General features: G+C 46.4%; 14 protein-coding genes. 10 read left to right on the top strand and 4 right to left on the bottom strand.

What is annotated here, in order from left to right; translation table 11 throughout:
* Positions 1 to 15: 15 nt before the first annotated feature.
* From OXH39_10745 to OXH39_10730, 4 genes are all read left to right on the top strand, one after another.
* Positions 16 to 1,953 (top strand): hypothetical protein, encoded by a 1,938-nt coding sequence (locus OXH39_10745; GenBank protein MCY3550924.1) that lies wholly within the window; start codon positions 16 to 18, stop codon positions 1,951 to 1,953.
* 217 nt (positions 1,954 to 2,170) lie between these two features.
* Complete coding sequence (locus OXH39_10740) at positions 2,171 to 5,665, top strand: leucine-rich repeat domain-containing protein (protein MCY3550923.1); 3,495 nt, start codon at positions 2,171 to 2,173, stop codon at positions 5,663 to 5,665.
* 119 nt (positions 5,666 to 5,784) lie between these two features.
* Positions 5,785 to 7,266, top strand: a complete 1,482-nt coding sequence (locus OXH39_10735) for a M81 family metallopeptidase (protein MCY3550922.1) — start codon at positions 5,785 to 5,787, stop codon at positions 7,264 to 7,266.
* Positions 7,267 to 7,380: 114 nt separating this feature from the next.
* A complete protein-coding gene (locus tag OXH39_10730) occupies positions 7,381 to 8,745 on the top strand; it encodes a hypothetical protein (protein ID MCY3550921.1) in 1,365 nt (454 codons plus the stop codon).
* 62 nt (positions 8,746 to 8,807) lie between these two features.
* Here the strand turns inward: OXH39_10730 and OXH39_10725 are convergent, their stop codons facing one another.
* Genes OXH39_10725 through OXH39_10710 form a run of 4 tightly spaced genes read right to left on the bottom strand, consistent with a single transcriptional unit; the run spans position 8,808 to position 15,603 of the window.
* Entirely contained in the window at positions 8,808 to 10,049 is a 1,242-nt protein-coding gene (locus tag OXH39_10725; protein ID MCY3550920.1) for a hypothetical protein, read from the bottom strand.
* A complete protein-coding gene (locus OXH39_10720; GenBank protein ID MCY3550919.1) occupies positions 10,046 to 13,384 on the bottom strand; it encodes an alpha-glucuronidase family glycosyl hydrolase in 3,339 nt (1,112 codons plus the stop codon). The genes OXH39_10725 and OXH39_10720 overlap by 4 nt, the downstream gene beginning before the upstream one ends.
* A gap of 41 nt (positions 13,385 to 13,425) precedes the next feature.
* Complete coding sequence (locus OXH39_10715) at positions 13,426 to 14,826, bottom strand: alpha/beta fold hydrolase (GenBank protein MCY3550918.1); 1,401 nt, start codon at positions 14,824 to 14,826, stop codon at positions 13,426 to 13,428.
* Positions 14,827 to 14,838: 12 nt separating this feature from the next.
* Positions 14,839 to 15,603 (bottom strand): LamG domain-containing protein, encoded by a 765-nt coding sequence (locus tag OXH39_10710; protein ID MCY3550917.1) that lies wholly within the window; start codon positions 15,601 to 15,603, stop codon positions 14,839 to 14,841.
* A gap of 209 nt (positions 15,604 to 15,812) precedes the next feature.
* Here OXH39_10710 and OXH39_10705 point away from each other — a divergent pair, with 209 nt between their 5' ends.
* The 6 genes from OXH39_10705 to OXH39_10680 all read left to right on the top strand — a co-directional run.
* A complete protein-coding gene (locus OXH39_10705) occupies positions 15,813 to 16,091 on the top strand; it encodes a hypothetical protein (GenBank protein MCY3550916.1) in 279 nt (92 codons plus the stop codon).
* Between the two features lie 185 nt (positions 16,092 to 16,276).
* Positions 16,277 to 16,462: a hypothetical protein gene (locus OXH39_10700; GenBank protein MCY3550915.1), complete on the top strand. Its 186-nt coding sequence runs from the start codon at positions 16,277 to 16,279 to the stop codon at positions 16,460 to 16,462.
* A 128-nt stretch (positions 16,463 to 16,590) separates the two neighbouring features.
* Complete coding sequence (locus OXH39_10695) at positions 16,591 to 17,223, top strand: sigma-70 family RNA polymerase sigma factor (GenBank protein MCY3550914.1); 633 nt, start codon at positions 16,591 to 16,593, stop codon at positions 17,221 to 17,223.
* Between the two features lie 17 nt (positions 17,224 to 17,240).
* Positions 17,241 to 17,966, top strand: coding sequence for a hypothetical protein (locus tag OXH39_10690; GenBank protein ID MCY3550913.1), 726 nt, complete (start codon positions 17,241 to 17,243; stop codon positions 17,964 to 17,966).
* 19 nt (positions 17,967 to 17,985) lie between these two features.
* On the top strand, positions 17,986 to 18,432 hold the full coding sequence (locus OXH39_10685; GenBank protein MCY3550912.1) for a hypothetical protein: 447 nt from the start codon (positions 17,986 to 17,988) through the stop codon (positions 18,430 to 18,432).
* Between the two features lie 42 nt (positions 18,433 to 18,474).
* On the top strand, positions 18,475 to 18,785 hold a 311-nt coding region (locus tag OXH39_10680), incomplete at its 3' end, for a hypothetical protein (protein MCY3550911.1).

Below are 18,785 nucleotides of genomic sequence, written 5' to 3'. Positions count from 1 at the left end.
TAAGGAAAACTACCTATGAAAACAACACTATATTCCACACTCGCCCTATTCACTTTTGTAACGCTCATCGTTTTACCTAATAGTTTTGCACAATTACACCGACCTCTTGTCCGGTGTATCTATTTTATTCCTGCTGACAGTACACCCAACCCTGCCCGCGAAGTAGAGATACGCCAGGTCATAAAGGGTACTCAGCAGTTTTATGCTGACGAGATGCAACGCCACGGGTATGGGAGAAAAGCCTTTCAACTTGAAACTGATACAAATGGAGAGATAGTGGTGCATCAGGTTCGGGGGAAGTTCAATACGACAGATTATCTTCTCGGAAGAGGTGAACGCGATATTCATAGTGAGTTGCCTCAACAACAGTTTGATCGCAGGAATTTCCATTACATTTTTACAGAATTAACAGAAACCCTGGAAGAAGGTATAAGCGGTACCGGTAGTCCCTACTTCGATAATCTCGGTGGAAACGCAATAGTGCATTTTCTTTCGGTCCCCCTTGCTGCCCATGAACTCGGGCATGCCTTTGGTTTGAGTCACGATTGGCGAAATAGGCACGACATTATGACTTACGGCAGGATCGGTGACGGTGAACTGTCTAAATGTGCAGCGGAATGGTTGGATGTCCATCGCGCTTTCAATCCGGCCAAACCGGATGCCGATGCTCCGTTAACGGTTAACATGCTCCCACCACGTTTAGAGTCTCTTCCCAATGTCATTCGCCTCCGTTTTGAGGTAACTGATCTTGATGGTGTCCAGCAGGTTCAACTCATCGGATCGACGCATTTGCAAAACGGGGCTCCGGGTTTAATCGCCTGTAAAAGTGTTAATGGAAGTTCAAGCAACACTGTTGAATTTATCTTTAATCCAATTGAACGAAAGAGTGATGTAGCACTCAGTGTTATTGACCTTTACGGGAACTTAACTTGGTCTATCGCTTATCCAATTGATATTACCGTTTTAGTACCGAACCCCGAACCTGTATTATTTCTTGACCCGGATTTAGCAGCAGCGGCACGAGAGGCCCTTAACTTGAATGCCAGTGCTCCTATCACGCAGCTGGACATGATTTCCCTCACTAAACTTGATGCCGAAAACTCTCAAATAGCAGATCTTACAGGACTTGAACACGCCGTTTCTCTAAAAGAGTTAAGTATCCGCAGGTTGGAGACCAGCGATCTCACACCCTTGGCAGGATTAACACACTTGGAGATATTACACCTTTTTGGGCACGCTGCCCATCCAATCAGCGACTTCACATTTCTGACAGGATTGACGCCCTTGGAGACATTAACTCTTGCTAATACTGGCATCAGTGATCTCACCGTATTAGCAGGATTGACATACTTATGGCAAATAAACCTTTCTACGAATCAAATTAGCGACCTCACCCCATTAGCGGAATTGCAATACTTGTGGAGCGCAAACCTTCAGGTCAACAAAATCAGTGATGTTACACCGCTTATGAATGTGGCGACGTTAAGATATTTATACCTCCAACATAACCGGATTCAGGACCGAAAACCGCTGCTTGAGATGTTACGGCAGAACCCAGATATGAAAATCTACTTGTCCGAAAGTGGCGAACCATTGCCTGTTACATTGTCCAGTTTTCGAGCAGAACACACCAATGCAGGTGTTCTCCTAAGATGGATAACCGAATCAGAGGTAGACAACGCAGGGTTCTACATCTATCGTAGTAAAACAAAGGATGGTGATTTCAAGAGGGTCAACCCGACCATGATTCCAGGTGCTGGCACTACAGCGGAACGTAATGAGTATACATGGACAGATGCCACTGCCAAACCGAACACTGTCTACTATTATCGCATAGAGGATGTGTCACATGCAGGGGGTCGGAAGCAGTTAGCCACGGTTCGTATGAGAGGACTTGTGTCGGCGAGCGGCAAACTTACGACAAGGTGGAGCGATTTGAAACTGCAAGAGTAATTATACCGAATCCAAGTTGCTATGGACAAGATTTTAGGTATTTCTGCGGATTTCCACTAGCATCCTCGCCTTCCCCCAAAGTGCAAATAATTGCGGGCTTTACCATAAAATGTAAACACAACTTAAATTCTTATAAGGAGTTTGTAATTTGAAAACACAAGCACCAAATCAAAAATGTTTTGTATTTGTTTTTCTTACTTTCCTACTAATCTTTGGCATGAAAGCAACCATTTACGGCGCGGATTTAGATGTGGGCGAACCTCTCACTGTGCGGATAATCTACTTTCTGCCCAATGACCGTCCATTTCGCTCCGAAGCAATTCAGTGGATAAAAGATGGGGTTCACACTATTCAAACCTTCTATGCCGAGCAGATGAAAGCGCATGGACACGGAAACATAATTTTCCGTGTTGAAACCGATGACCAAGGCGAGTTGATAGTTCATCGTGTAGATGGAGAACACCCTGATAGTCACTATCTTGACGAAAGCGGTAAAGTAAATTTTGTCAATAGAGAGGTCTTCAAGGCGTTTCATCCCGCGAACAACGTTTACCTCATTTTCGTTGATCATCGTATAGATGCCCGTGGATTTGTATCTAGCGGATTTGTATCTAGAGTTGGAGGGAGAAGCAGTGGAGGCTACGCGTATCTTCCAGTCCAATCTCACTGGACACTGGTGGCACATGAACTTGGACACGCTTTCGGATTACAGCACGATTTCAGGAATGGGGATTACATCATGTCGTACGGACCGCGCAACGAACATCAGTTATCAGCATGTAGTGCCGAATTTTTAGCCGTCCATCCCTATTTCAATCCTGATATTGCAGATAGAGACACACAGAGGACAAGAATCGAACTCAGATCGCCACGTACCTACCCCGCCAACTCAGATAACATCCCAATTCGGCTTAGACTCAACGATTCGGATGGGCTTCACCAAGTCATCTTACATGTTACACCGCCCTACAACAGAACTACAGTGAAGGAGTATCGCGGATTGGCAGGTAAAAAAAATGTCAATGTTCAATTCGATTATGATGGCATTATTCCATCTGCCCATGATCCCTCTTATAGCAGAAGCACAAGTCTTTTGAATCCTCATGTGCATCCGATTCGGGCCGTAGCAGTTGATATTTTTGGAAATGTCAGCAGCGAATCTTTTCGTCTGTTTCCTAAAACACTTCGGGCACTGACGAAAATCTCAGGTGATAACCAACACGGATTACCCAATGCAACTTTACCTGTTCCATTTGTTATTGATGTACGGGATGTGAACAATGGTTCTCCCCGTCAAGGGGTTTGGGTTACATTTACCGCCAAAACGAGAGGTGGGACACTCAGTGTAAAGAGTGTCCAGACAGACTCCAAGGGCAGAGCCGAGAGTACACTTACGCTGGGGCCCAATCAGGGCAGGTATACTGTTAAGGTGTCTGCCGCGGGGACTACCGTAACTTTTAGTGCTGTAGCAGGAGATCCGGTGGACATTCCCGATCACAATCTCCGCAGTGCCATTGAAAGAATTCTCAGTAAAGCACCCGGCGACCCGATATCTCCTGCTGAGATGGCGACTTTAACCAATACCGAGCGCGGCGCATGGGGCGTAGGTATTAGCGATTTGACTGGACTTGAATTTGCGACCAACCTCACACACTTAGACCTTAACGGCAACGCAATACCGGATATATCGCCTTTGGCGGCATTAACTAACCTGACACACCTTGACCTTCGCGGAAAATCATTTGTTGATGTTTCGTCATTGACAGATATATCGCCTTTGGCGGGTCTAACGAATCTGACATGGCTGAATCTTAATTATAACGCAATATCAGATATATCGCCTTTAGAGGGTCTAACTAATCTAACAGTACTGGAGCTTGAGAAGAACTCAATATCGGATATATCGCCATTGAAGAATTTGAAAAAACTGACATCGCTGAATCTTCGGGTGAACACAATATCGGACATCTCGCCTTTGGGTGGATTGACTAACCTAATATGGATGCTTCTTGACAGCAACAACATATCGGATATCCTACCTTTGGCAGGATTAACAAAACTAACAGAGTTATGGCTTTTCTATAACCCGATAGCGGACCTCTCGGGATTGGAAGGATTAACCAGCCTGACAAAATTGCGTCTTTGGGGCAACCCAATATCGGACATCTCGCCCTTGGGAAAATTAACGAATCTGAGGTCCTTGCAACTTGGGCAACACGATTCAGCGTGGGACCTATCAGCCTTGGAGAGCTTAACTAATCTTACAGACCTAACTCTTTCCGAAAATGACCAGATATCGGATATTTCCGCTCTGGCGGGATTAACCAATCTAACATCGCTGAACCTTCGTTTCAACGCAATATCGGATATCTCATCTTTGGTGGAATTAACAAAATTGACAGATTTAAATCTTGAAAACAACGCAATATCAGAAGTCTCGCCCCTTGTGGAAAGTTCGGGAATGAGTGATGGAGATGAGGTTAATCTCAGAAGAAACCCTTTGAGTTCTGTATCAATCAACACCCATATTCCAGTCCTCTTAGACAGAGGCGTTAGTGTAGATTACGAACACCAGACCCTTTCAAATATAGTTGACATCGGGAGCCCGACGATTTACTGGACAGACAATGGCACGGGTAAGATTCAATATGGAAACCTTGATGGTTCGTCAAATGTCCAAAATCTTATCGCCACCGGATTAAGCACTCCATACGGTATTGCCTTAGATGACACTGGAAGTAAGATATATTTCGTGGACGCGCGCCCAGCTAAGATTCAGCGTGCCAATCTTGACGGTAGTAAAGTCGAGACTCTGACCACCGCGGGATTGTATCCAACCAGCATCGCCTTGGATGTAGATGGGGGCAAGATGTACTGGACAAACCAGGGTACGGATATTATCCGGCGCGCCAACTTAGATGGTACCAACCCCGAAGTCCTCGTTACCGTTGAGTGGGGTAACGCCTGGGATATTGCCTTAGACGTGGATAACAGAAAGATGTACTGGATAGAAGGATTCACGTCTAAGATTCAGCGCGCAAATCTTGATGGGACCAACGTTGAAGACCTCGCCACTACGGGACTCAGTGCCCCACGCGGTATCGCTCTTGATGTAGTCGGTGGTAAGATATACTGGACAGACGCAAACAAAAATAGGATTCAGCGCGCCAACTTAGATGGCACCGCTGTTGAGGACCTCGTCACAGGATTGGGAGGCACTTGGGACATCGCTCTTGATGTAGTCGGTGGTAAGATATACTGGACAGATGTCTATCAGTTTAAGATTCAGCGCGCTAACTTAGATGGCACCGCTGTTGAGGACCTCGTCACAGGATTGGGAAACCCAGGAGGAATAGCCTTGGGCATTGTCCGAAGCGGCGCGATGATTGCCGCACCTGCAACAGTTATGGTTGTTCCTGATGAAACTGCCTTGCACGCCAACTATCCCAATCCATTTAACCCAGAGACGTGGATACCGTATCAGCTATCAGAGGCATCAAATGTGACGGTGTCCATCTATTCCGTGGATGGGAAGTTGGTCCGGACATTGGCGTTGGGTCACCAACCTGCAGGTGTCTACCGTAGCCGGAGCCGTGCTTTACATTGGGATGGTAAAAATGCACTCGGTGAACCTGTGGCAAGTGGTGTGTATTTCTATACGTTAACAACAGGCGATTTCACCGCCACGCGCAAAATGTTGATAAGGAAGTAGACTTACCTGCGAATCGTTTGATAATTAGGTCCATTAACCTATTTTGCTTGCCAGGTTGACAATGGTGTGGTATAGTTGTTCTAAATTGAATGAGCATCTAAACGTGAAAGGGGCACCCTATGCGAATCGCAGTCGGTTGTATCGGACACGAAACCAACACATTTTCACCTGTCACGACAACCATCGATAATTTCAAAAAAGGGAGTTACCATCGTGGTGATGAAATCATCGCTGCGTTTCGAGAGACTCGAACGATTACCGGTGGCTTCCTTGATGTCGCCGGACAACTCAATTTACAACCTGTGCCGCTGTTGTGGACGTTTGCGACACCGTCCGGCATGGTAGAGCATGCTGCTTACGAGGCACTTAAGGCGGAGTTTCTAACGCTTTTGCAGAACGCTGGAACACTCGACGGGGTACTCCTTGATTTACACGGTGCGATGGTAACAGATGAACTTGAAGATGTAGAAGGCGATTTGATTCAGGCGGTGCGCGAACAGGTAGGCGCGACGTGGATTGCCACAACGCTTGACTTGCACGCGAATATCACCGCTAAAATGGCGCGCTACTCCGACGTTATCATCGGGTTTGATACCTATCCACACGTAGACTGCTATGAACGCGGGTTTGAGGCGGGACAATTGCTCTTCGGTATGAACGAGGGAAAGATTCAGCCGACGATGGCATACCGTCAACTCCCTTTACTGACTGCTCCTCCGGCACAATGCACAATGAAAACCCCAATGACGGAGGTGCTCAAGGCACTCCATGCCCTTGAAACCGAGCGTGGTGTTGTGACTGCGACCCTCTCTATGGGTTTCCCATTTGCCGATATAACGGACGCAGGGGTTTCGATCCTCGTTACGACCAATGGAGATATGGCACTCGCTGAAGACTACGCTGACCAGTTCGCCTCGTACATCTGGGAGATGCGCGAGCAATTCACGTTTAATTTGCACACCGTCGAATCGGCAATCGAAATCGCCAATCAAACAGACGGTAAACCGATTGTTCTCGCTGACGGCGCGGATAATCCCGGTGGTGGCGGTCCCTGTGATGGCACAACGATTTTACAGAAATTCATGGAAGCAGACGTTCAGGACGCTGTCATCGCGGTGATTGCCGACCCCGAATCGGTTGCCCGATCAGTTGAGGCGGGTGTTGGAAACAGCGTTCAATTGGATGTCGGTGGTAAAACAGACGCACAACACGGGGCACCTGTTCCGCTCACAGGGTACGTCAAAACCCTCTCTGACGGCAGATTTATCCTCAAGGGTCCAATGGGACGCGGCACCCTCGGACAGATGGGCACGACAGCCGTCATCCAAGTCGGTGGAATTGAGATTATCTTGACGGAAAGACGGATTCAACCTTATGACACTGAAGTGCTTCGGAGCGTTGGGATTGAACCACAGACACGTAAACTCATCGCGCTTAAATCGGCTGTCCATTTCCGCGCGGACTACACACCGATTGCACATCAGATTTTGGATGTGGATACCCCCGGTGTTCACAGTCCTAACCTGTTCAGTTATGACTACCAGAAGTTAAGGCGTCCAATTTATCCACTCGATTCGACCGTCACCTATAGGATTGGGTGACCCAACCCCTACAACCTAAAAATGAAATACCTTAAAGCACTCACAGTTCTTGTTTTGATCGTCTTGTGCTTGCCCTTCTCTTACCCGCAACCCTTCAAAGGACAAAAACAATTGATGGAGAAACGCGTTACTGGAAACTATGAAATGAATCTGATGTTGACCGGAGAGTTATCCACAGGAGAGCTCAAAGTCTTCTTCTCTGGAGACACGGCATTAGGCAAGCGGGCGTATCTTGCGATTTCCGCGGATGAGCTCAAGGTTATCCGAGAAACCAACACCGACACGCAAACTTGGAAAACATACAATAACATCGGTACACCACCGTGGAATGTCAGGATTCTGAAGAAGGGGAATTTTTTCAGATTCTCAGTTAACGAGACGACCGGCTGGATTCGGGGTCCGTTGGGGGAGTGGGAGAATGTTTACGAACCGATGGACAACAGTCTCGGTGTTGAAACGCCAGCAGGCATCCGTCTTCAATCGTGGACAGTGACAACTCTTCCATGGCTTCAAGAAATTACCAAACCCGTCATATCGCGTGGTCCCAAAGGTTCCTTCTATGAAAAACAGATTATCCCAGGCGCGATCATTGAATACGACGGCTTGTATTACATGTATGTGATGGCGGGAATGGCGGGCGAGGAGGAAGGGTCTTCAAGACGGTCGATTGGTGTGGCTGTGAGTTCGGACCTAAAGCAGTGGGAGGTGCATCCAGAACCGCTCATCTCCTACCGCGATACACCGTACGATAATCTGTACGTCAGCGGTGCTGTCGTCACAGATGACGGACGCGTCGCGATTATGTTCTCTGCACAGAAGTTCCCAGAGTGGCAGGGATTCATGTTAGCCACAGCGGAGCATCCGATGGGTCCATTCACTCAGTATACGGACAACCCAGTTTACAAACATTTCACGCATGCGCACGAATTCGATTTGATACGCGCTGAAGGACTACCGCATCGCTATCTCCTGTTCTACGCTGGATTTACGCCGGAGCCTCAGCACGGACTGGCAGGAGATAGGGGGTATCTACTCTACAGCGACGATCTGGTGAACTGGCACGTCGACGAACGGAACCCGGTTTTTGGTCCTGGAACGCTGGATAACTGGGACGCGATCCACGTGCGACCGAGGTCTCTGAACAAGGTCGGTGATACATGGTATCTGTGGTATGAGGGGTGCAACACGTGGAAACCGGAGGGTGTGTCTCATCACGGCTGGTGGGATACGGTGGGACTCGCTCGCTCGAAAGACCTCGTCAACTGGGAGTACTATCCGAGAAATCCTGCTTTACCCGGTCTCGGCATCAGTGCCGACCAATTCGACAGCAACTGGGTCGGCTGGCCCCGTATGTACATCAAAGATGGCGTTGGCTACGTTTTTTACACCGGAAACGCTCAGGTCGGGTTGCGGACAATTCCATTGGAGGATCTCATTAACTGGCAGACGGAAGGTGGACAAACACTCGACTTGCTGTAACGCATTACCTTGTAGGAGTGATCGCCACAAATCAATATAAATCCTGATTCAGACAATGGATCTTACACACCTCTCTCCAAAACTACACCTTCTTGTTCAATCCGTTCAAACATTTTTCTGTATTCAGGGGTGTTGTCGTTATCCCAATACGTCGTGGAAATGGGGGAGGTATAACGCATCGGAATCAGACGACTCCGATCTGGACGGACCATGAAGAGCGAGTTTTGGGGATCCGCGATGTTATACATACGTGTACCGTTTTTGAATTGAGACTTGAGAATCCACCGTTTCTGTTCAGGAAGTTTTAAAGACTTCAGACGCTCTAATTCATCGCGATTCAGCGTCACACCGAGTCCGGGGGATTCGGGAACGCGGACAAACCCGTTAATGGGTGTCAACTTCTCGTTGACCACATCCGTCTTCCATGTCTCGGTATCCGAATGGAAATGGAAGGTCGCCGTTGGGAACGCCGCCATCATGTGGGTTGTCATCGCACGCGTGATATTGCCACCGACATTCTGAAGCATAAACGGACTCTCGTTCGCAGCAAAAAGCCCGGCACGCCGGATCGCATCACCGATCTTGGCATGACCGAGCATGTAAATGTCAGCGGGTTTCATGAACACCTCGTAAGTCGCACCCATCGGGAAATGGTGTAGCACAATCGGAAGGCGTGAGCGTTGGCGGAGTTCAATGTAGCCCTGTATGTCCTCCCCAGGTAACGGATCTTCAAAGCAACCAGCAATCCTGTATTGAGACAATGCGTCAACCAACTCAGGAATATGGTCGTCTGTACCACCCATCGTAAAGTCGTAGTGAATCTTGAACCCCTCCGGAGCAACGGCTTCCATCGCCTCGGTCTGATCAAGCACATTCTCAAAGGGTGAGAGATGATATTTCATCCATGTGTACCCTTGCGCTGCGTAGGTGGCGACGGTATCTGCCATACGTGAAGGGTCCGTCGAGACAGTCCAACACCCCACAGGTACCCATGAGCGATACTTTTGTCCGAAGAGTTTATAGACAGGTACGCCTGCTACCTTTCCCATCAGATCGTACATCGCCGTGCCAAGTCCGAGTGAGGTTTCGTCCCCTACCCAGTCAAACGGATTCGTGTTGATGTACTGGTCAATCACATCTTGAGGTTCGCGTCTTCCGCTTTCACCTAACCCTTCCAAGCCTGTGTCTGTATGGGCGACATAGACGGTACGCCGGATCGGACCGTAGTAATGATTCAGTTGATAGGCGAGAAAATCTTCGTATTCGAGGGTAATCTCGTGAATTTCAATCTCTGTGATCTTCATTGAAGGGTATCCACTCCATTGACGAGGAAGCAGTCTTGAACAGTGATACTCTCTGATGGAAGTGCTTTACCATCAACTTTGATTGCCTCACCGCCACCTATCGGTCTTCCGTATTCGCGGCGCACAGTGTCGATACGGGAGGCGGCGACTGTCACGTTGTGACACTCAGAAAAATGAAGCCCATCGTTGTCGGTTTTGATGTTAACGTTGTCGATGAGCAATCCATCACAACCCGCAGCCAGAACAGCGGAATCATCACCTCTATAGACGTTCAAATTGCGGATTTCCACGTCTTTGCAGTGTTTTAGGACAATACATGTGTTGCCCGTTCCATCAAGGGGACCGGGACCGTAGATTTTCACGTTTTCCAAGTCCTCTCCGATAAGGAGACCTGCATCAGTGGAGGAAAACTGAAGAACAGCACCCGCATCAACCGCGAGGGTAACGTTGCTTTTCAGATGAATAGAACCCGTTGCATAGACCCCAGACGGTACAAAGACTGTGCCACCTCCCGCGGCGTGGCAAGCAGTGATTGCCTCGTTTATCGCGCCCGCATCGTTCGATTTGCCATCGGCAACCGCACCGAAATGCCGTACATTGTACGTACCAACCTCAGCGAGTGCCTCAGCAGTCAATCCTGCAAGCGTCTCCAAGCGTGTTCTGCCTGTATGTGCTTCAAAGTTTGTCACCCATTTCTTAAGGGTGCGGCTGCGTTCGGACGTGGCATAGTCTACCAGCGTTTTCAGCGTGTATTCATATCTGTGCGGGTCTACCTTGCCTTCAAGCGTTTTCCACAACTCGGCTGCTTGTTCAGCCATCTCAACGCCTTCTTCCATGTTGGCATAGATGTCTTGTATGAGGGTTCTACCGATGGAGAGTCGCTGATCGTGTTCTGTGAAGTGGAAGGCAGTGAGGTGTGCTTCTCCGCGTAACCTGTCTCCATATATCTCACGAAGTCCTGGCGCGTACTGTGCCAACACACGCTCACGCAACGCCGGTGTGATAACGCCTGCGCCTTCTTTATTGACGATATACGGGGTTTTGACTTGTGCCATACCGGGGTCGGAGGAATCAAGCCATATACCGCGGTAACCGCGATAATTGTAGGTCTTACGTGTCACTTCCTCAAGCATCATCAGAATGGTCTTGATCGTTCCGAGTACCTCTGGATCATCGCCAAATGTTTGCTGAATCCATTCCATGTAAATCTCATCCACCGTCAGGTCTGGATTCCAAGAGAGTCGTCCCAATCCGTAGTAGTTCACTGCATTCAATGGAGATTTTGTCCATGCGGGTGCAGGTGAGATCATAGACACACCCATGATGCAATCGACACTGAATTTGTTCAAACTTCCCGGTCCGTTGCGATAGGTATCCTGTTCAAACCACCATTTCCACTTTTTGACCCAGGAAACGGGCCAACTCTTGTCAATGACGAGTTCACTGCCGGATAGATTTTTCTGCATTGCGCCATCAAGTGCTGGGATTGGTGCCCACAGGTCCCAATCCAAAGGGCTGCCTTTCGGAACTATAATGACATTGTCCCGGAAGTTGCCGTCTTCGTGTGCGAACAGATCATGCGGAATCAGGTTCCGATACGGTTCCTGTGTATAGCGAAGGTTCCCATAAACGAAACCACGCACAAGCACCTTTCCACCGTACGGTTTCAGTGTGTCCGCAATCCGGTTCGCCATCGGCGGACGCGGGTCGCCGTTCTGTTTCTCCGAACCGAGTTTCATCAGGTATCCACCGAAGTCAGGTACCCGTTCATAGAGTGCGTCTGCGGTTTTTTGGTCGAGTGCAAGGAGATAATTCGGACTCCAATAGAGTTTGATGCCGTAGTCTCGGCAGATGTCGCCAAGTTTCTCGACTTCGTCAAGATGTTCGAGAAAATTGTTTCGATAATGCCAGTTAATTTCACTCGGACAGAGTGCATTCCAACCGCACGATGCCAGCATACGCACCCAATCGCGGATGCGTTTGGTATCGCCGGTGCGCAACTCTTCCCAACTGAAAATTGAATTATCTCTGCCTCCACCCCGCCATCTGTCTCCGAAGAGTCCACGGAAGTAGGACCAGTGTGCCACCATACGGATAGGTACCTGTGGATTCTCCAGGACATCAAGTTCAAGCGGATCCTGCCCGATCTGAATGCGACGAATCAGATCGAATGCCCCAAAAATAACCCCTGCCGGTATGTCTCCGGCGACAACAACCGTTCCTTCCATCGCCTTGATGATGAATCCATCACTTTCAATGCGATCCAATTGAAGGTCTTCAGCGCGGTCACGGATCCAGTTGGAAGTTTCGGCTGTTCCGAGAATAACCTTCGGTCCAGTGACAGTCTCTGAAACAGAAGGCTTGAAACCGAACATGGATTCCGCCGCCTGTGCCAATTCAGAAGCAGCTGTCTGGACAGTCGAATTTGTGCCTTCAGCAACAATGTTTTTAAACAAATCCTGATTCGGGTGTTCAGTTGTGGGTGGATTGAACTGTAGCCACGCCTTATAGAGCGTCCTGTCCACCTCTTGGTACTTGTAAGTGTTCTGCTTTTTATCGGTAGGATTCGTATCACGTCTTCCCGCGTAGATGGCTTTGGTCGCATCGTAAATCTGCCGAACTTCAGCATCGGTTAGCGGCTTATTGTATATACGGAGATCGTCGAGATAACCAGTAAAATCTTCGCTGGTCCTAATCTCGGTTAAACCCTCTCGGCGCAGCGGCTCCATGTCCACTGTAGATAAATCAATTGTTGCGATCTGCTCACCATCACGCCATCCCACGATCTGCTTCGCTTTGTCATCGTAGGCGACCGCGAACAGATGCCACTCAGAATCGCCGACGGAGGCTTTCACATGTGGATAAAACGCCCATTCGCGCAGGTCATACTTGGGCCAATCGTAATCAAGGATCCCTTCCCAGTATTCAAAATCCTTCTCACCTCGGAAACGCACTTGGAAACAGCCACGATAGTTGTTAAGTTCGATCGCATCGTTGTTGTACCCGAGAATGTTGGACCTATCCGACCCTGCATTTAACCAGAAGCAGATTGTGCCACGCGATATGGCAAGTGGAGAATTCTCAGACACAGGGATTCGTATCGGCTCTGTCTTCCGCATCACTTCGATGCAGGCACGTCCTTCACCAAGTGAATAGATTGTTGTGCCACCAAGAACGGCGTGATTGTCGTTCCCAGAGAGGTCAGTCCCTGTTCCATCGTCAAAATCCCAACGACCCACCAGCCCTTCGGGTTCAGCTGCCATTGTGCTACTGAGTTCATTTGCCAATACCAGTGCAACCACGACAAAAACAGTAATAAATATTTGATATTCCATGTGTTCTCTCCATATAGTTGATGTATAACAGTGCCATCTTCTCACTGGGAAACTGATAATACCCAATCTCGAATCAAATCTAATATCATCGGTGAGATTGTCTCCTCAATGGCACTGTACTCGTTGACTAAGCCCGTTTTGGCACGTTGAAACAGGTGATTATGTTCCGGTAAGCGATGTACAGTGACATCTTGATTTCCACCTTTGTCAAGTGCCGCTGCGATAGCAGTCAAGTTTTGCTCAGCATCAACTTGTACATCCAGTTCACCGTTGAGCGCGAGGACAGGAACACGGATTTTCTCAAGGGCAGGACGCGGATCGAAAACCAGAAAATAGCGCATCCAAGGGGTAATCGTCTGTTCTACGAGTGCCTGCACTTGGGTTTCGTCCTGTTGCGCAGGCGGAACACCATTAATTTCAAGCTGCTTACGGACAATTTCCTTGACACCTTGCCGCCGCTCGTCTTCCGCTATGTCTTCTGAAGTCAAGATAGTAAACAATCGATCGAGGAGCATGAGTAAATTTTGCTTACGCTCGCCCGTGATTCCGGCTGCGTCGAAGATGCGTTCGTTTTGTTTCTGTAGCAACTCGGCACCGGGTACACCAGGACCTGCCATCAGCGCCACGAAATCGACATCATTGCTGCGACTGGCGACGATGGCAGCGATGAGACCGCCTTCGCTGTGGCCAATCAACCCGACCCGACCAATGCGGTCATCCTGCTTGAGGAACGCTACGCCTGCTTCTACGTCCGTTGCGAAGTCTGCCGTCGTTGGTGGTTTCGGATGTGGTGTTGACTTACCGATACCCGGATCATCCACACGGAGGACAGCAATACCAGCACGACTCAGATGGTCGGCGAGCACCCAAAACGGTTTATGTCCGACCAACGTCTCGTCTCGGTCCTGCAAACCGCTGCCGGAGATAAGCAGTGCTGCTGGAAAGGGACCGTCACCTTGTGGTAACGTCAAAGTGCCAGCGAGATTAACAGCACCGTTTTGAAACATCACCTCTTCAATGTGGTAGGGGAAAGGTGGCTTCGGCTCCTGTGGTCTTGCGGGACCGGGAATGGCCTCACGGGAAAGGCGAAAACTAAATTGGGCACCACCTTGGCTGAATTTGCCACTGATGGCACCGTCGTGTAGCTTTCCATCGAAGGTAGGATTCCCCGGCACACCACGAATGGAGAACTTGACGCTCACGTCAGCACCATTTTCCTCAATATGGATAGCAGACAGTGGCAAGTCTTTCGCCCCTTGAGTCGGAATGTCGATAGTCCCGCTCCAATCGCTGTCATTGATGGTGAGATCGACCTTCACAGCGAGTGACTGACCGGGAATCTCAATATGTCCTTCCCAATGCCCCACAACGCGGTCTTCTGCATAGGAAATTGAGATGCCCACCGCTATTACTATAACGATGAAGATTATTTTGCTTCGCACTTAACTTAATCCTTACCGGCTGACTTTTATATTTCCCCACGTGGTAGTTAATTTACCCGCTGGATAAACCGATAGCGCAGATTTCAGTCCTTTTGTCATCACGACTTTGATGTCATCTTCAGTGAGCGCGACACTGAAAAACACAATCTCGTCAAACTGACCGGAAAAATATTGTCCCCACTGATCTAAAAAATTCGCACCAATGCCGATCTCTGTAAACGTATAAGAATCAGCAACTGTGTCCCCCTCTTTGCCATTGTAATAGCCCGTCACATTTCCCTCGCCATCGAATACAAACGCATAGTGCCCCCATTTATTGTCATCAAATTCTGGGATAACGGGTTTCCATGCGCTGCTCCAGATTTCAACTGCTCCAGCTTGGAACCGAGTTGTGAAAGCTGGATTTGTCGGTCCATTGATATTCGATATCAGTCGATCATCATTGACAGCACCATCTGGATTTGCCCAGAGGACCAGCGTAACCTCTCCAGACAAGCCCAAATCCCCGACAACGACATGTCCTTTACTCTCATTTCCGTCAAATTCCAACGCTGCTCCAAACTTACCGTTCTTTGTCCATTTCGGACCGTTCACAAGTTCCCCATCCTTGCCATTTTCAGAGGAATCCGCCGCTGTATCACCCTTGCCCTCATCGAAGAGCCACATTCCAGCAACGGCTTCTATATCAAATTCGGCATTGCTGATGCCCGCAAACATCAGACTCAGGACAATTAAACCGATACACGCAAGCATTGAATTCGCCATTACGATTTTCATCCGTCATAACCTCCTTTTATTATCATCCTCTTCATTTTCAAAACTCCAATCTTTAGATTGGAGATGTAGAAAATGCGAAGGGCGTTATTCAACGATTAAACTTGATATTAATGAGTAGATTTAATCGTTCGCTTTTTAATTTGACGAATATGTTTGATTTAGAGTATAATTGTATTTAGTATTAATCAGATATAAGGAGAGGTTGATAAATGGATTCTGATTTTGAAAGAGAAATGAGTAATTTGGTGGCTAATGGTTTTCATCAAATGAATTTAAAAAACTTTGATGAAGCCCTACAAATTTTTGATCACGTAATCCAAAATACAACTGAAATAGTTACTTTGTTATTAGCACATCAGTGTAGAGCAATCTGTAAAACTAGGAATTTAGACACTGTATTACCGATTCAGCAAATATCAAGCATAGAAGATGATTTAAGAACTTCTTTGCTGATTCTTAGTGAGATCAAAAACTCTTTGCCCAATTGATTGGATGTTTGATACTATTTCTTTAAAATCCGTTTTCTTGATTTTATTTTTAATTTCATTTGCCAGTTTTTTACAATTCTGGCAGTTTTCATTTTTAATCATTTTTTACGCCCCACATGTTAAAATTTTTATTGGATCATAACACACATGGCAAAGAAAATCAACGAAATATATGGGAGAAAATCATGTTTTGGACAGCGGAACAAAAAATTCAAGGATTAGTAGAGAAAGCTGAAAAAGAAGCTAAAAAAGAATTGTTAGATGATATTCAAGCAATTCTTGATGATGAAGAAATATCCGAAGAAGAATCATCGCCCCTAATTAGAAAATTAAGTAAGTTACTTCGAGAACAAAGAAAATTAAACAAATAAATCATCCTGTTCAAAAAAATGGTATTTACTATTAACTTCTTTTAACTTCTTTACTTTAAATCATATATAGTATATAATGGGCATCAATCAATAGTCTGGTGCATATTTCAACGCAAGTAGGGGGAATAATGAAGTTAAAATGTTATTCAAACAAGGGTAGGTGCCCTTCTTACAAGATTGGCGATGTTTTTCACCCTAACAATGGAACTATTAATAGTCTGTCACCTGATTTAAAGAAATGTGCAAATTGTATGGCTTATGCACCACCGAAAATGCCAGATTTTGCAGATGATTTACAACAGATTGCCACTATAACACTTGTTGAAAAAGGACCCAAGTATAATCCGAAGCATGAGTCACATGCCAGTTTTGGAACTTTCATAAGACCCAGAATATGTGCAAGTTTGATGAATGCCAAGATTAAGGAAATGAATCACATGAGTCGTTTTCAAAATTATATGGACAACGACACTGATAAACATACGGATTTTATAGCTGATTTGATTGATCCTCATGGAGATTCTTTCGTGGAAGACGTGATATGGGATGAGACAATTGCGAATTTTGAGAAAGCGTTGCCGGAAATATTACCCATGTTCTCAGATCGAGAAAGGCAGGTGTTTCTGCTTATTCGTGAGGATAAAAGAAACAAAGATATAGCAGAAATATTGAATCTCACTCCGGCCCGTATAAGCGTATTGGTGCGTCAAGTGGAATCCAGACTCAAGCAAGCATGTATAGACCTAATGTTGATAGAATAGTCAAATTGGAGGCAGTCATGTTAACAAGAAAACGCTTAATTAGTGTTCTAATCATTTTGGTTTTAGTTTCTATTTCTGGTTTTCTTTTATCACGTAAATCTCCACCTGAAACTATTATCACATATAAAGCTGTGGAATTTTCGCCTAACCCAGCGAATGAAAGCAATTCACATGTAAAACCTGATTCACAGACACAATTAGGTGTTGACTTTAATCAAGATTCAAACCTACCCGAATCTAATAACGAAGCATCTGTGGTATCAAAAGATTCTAACGATTTTATTGATGAATTGTTTTTGAGTGAAATATTAGAGGAAACCGAAGATAATTCTTTCTTAGAGGAAGATTCAGAATTAAATGATAATGACTATCCAGAAGTACCTGTAGGATTTCCATTTATTGTTGTTTGGGAAACACCGCAAGAACATTTAGATCAAATGCCATCAGAACTTTTTGAGGAATTAGAATTGATGGGTTTGGTTATGATTAAATTATGGAATGAAGGCGATCAAAATTTTGCAGGTGCTTTCATGTCAGACGGAAAGGTATACCCAACGTATTCCGATGTTGCCTATGTGAAATGGGATAAATCAGGCGACTCCGGAGAATGGACTATCAATGAGGTTATTACTGTTGACGATTCTGTTTCAGATCAACTATTAAATGGCGTATTTCCGCCAGGAGTAGAAATAATTGATCAGGATTCAGCGGGCATAAATCCTCATAGTTTCTTATCTCAATAATTCCAGAAAGGAAGATAAAATGAAATATTATGGTGGGCTTTTAATGAGTATATTTGGCTTATGCGTGATATATGGATGTTCAACAATGGGTAGTAAAGAAGTTAGGCAAGCAGAAGTACCGCGTGATTTCCCATTCGCGGTGGTTTGGTTACAGCCTGATAAGAAAACCGCAAACATTAACAATCTAACCGAACGCGAATTATTGGGACTGGTTATCGTCAAAAAATGGAATGAAGGTGATAGAAGTTTTACCGGTTTCAGTATGGATGATGGCAAGGTATATTTACTATATCCGAATATTGTTTATGTCAAATGGGAAAACAAAGATTTAGTTAAAATTTTAGGACCCGGAGGTGATGATAACAAAGCTACAGATATGGTTAAAGAGGGCAAACTCCCCTCAGGTGTGCAAATATTAGATATGAATTCTTCGGGCATTAACCCGTATGAATACCTATCTAAATAAATTACTAATTCACTCTATAAATTCCTAAAAGGAGGAATTGAAATGTTAAGCAAAACAATGCGTGCAACTCTCGCTTGCCTATTGATTGCATTGGTTTCAGTTTTTACGTACCATGTTTTTGCAGATGAAGAAACTGATGATGATTCACTATCATGTATAGAGGTAGAGGTAAAACTTACACCGGAAACTGGGGGCGTAACTGGTTTCTCAAAAGCAAAATCTAAATGCGCCACCAGTTATGGTTCTATGTATCTTTACGCGAGAGTTGCTTTACAACAACCCAAAGTCAGCCATAAACTGAAGTGCTACCGTTTATTTAGACCACAATTTAGCAAAGTTAAGACAAGTTTTTT

The sequence above is a fragment of the Candidatus Poribacteria bacterium genome (genome assembly GCA_026702755.1).
In the GTDB taxonomy this organism is placed as follows: domain Bacteria; phylum Poribacteria; class WGA-4E; order WGA-4E; family WGA-3G; genus WGA-3G.
This window is presented reverse-complemented; position numbering and strand designations above follow the sequence as displayed.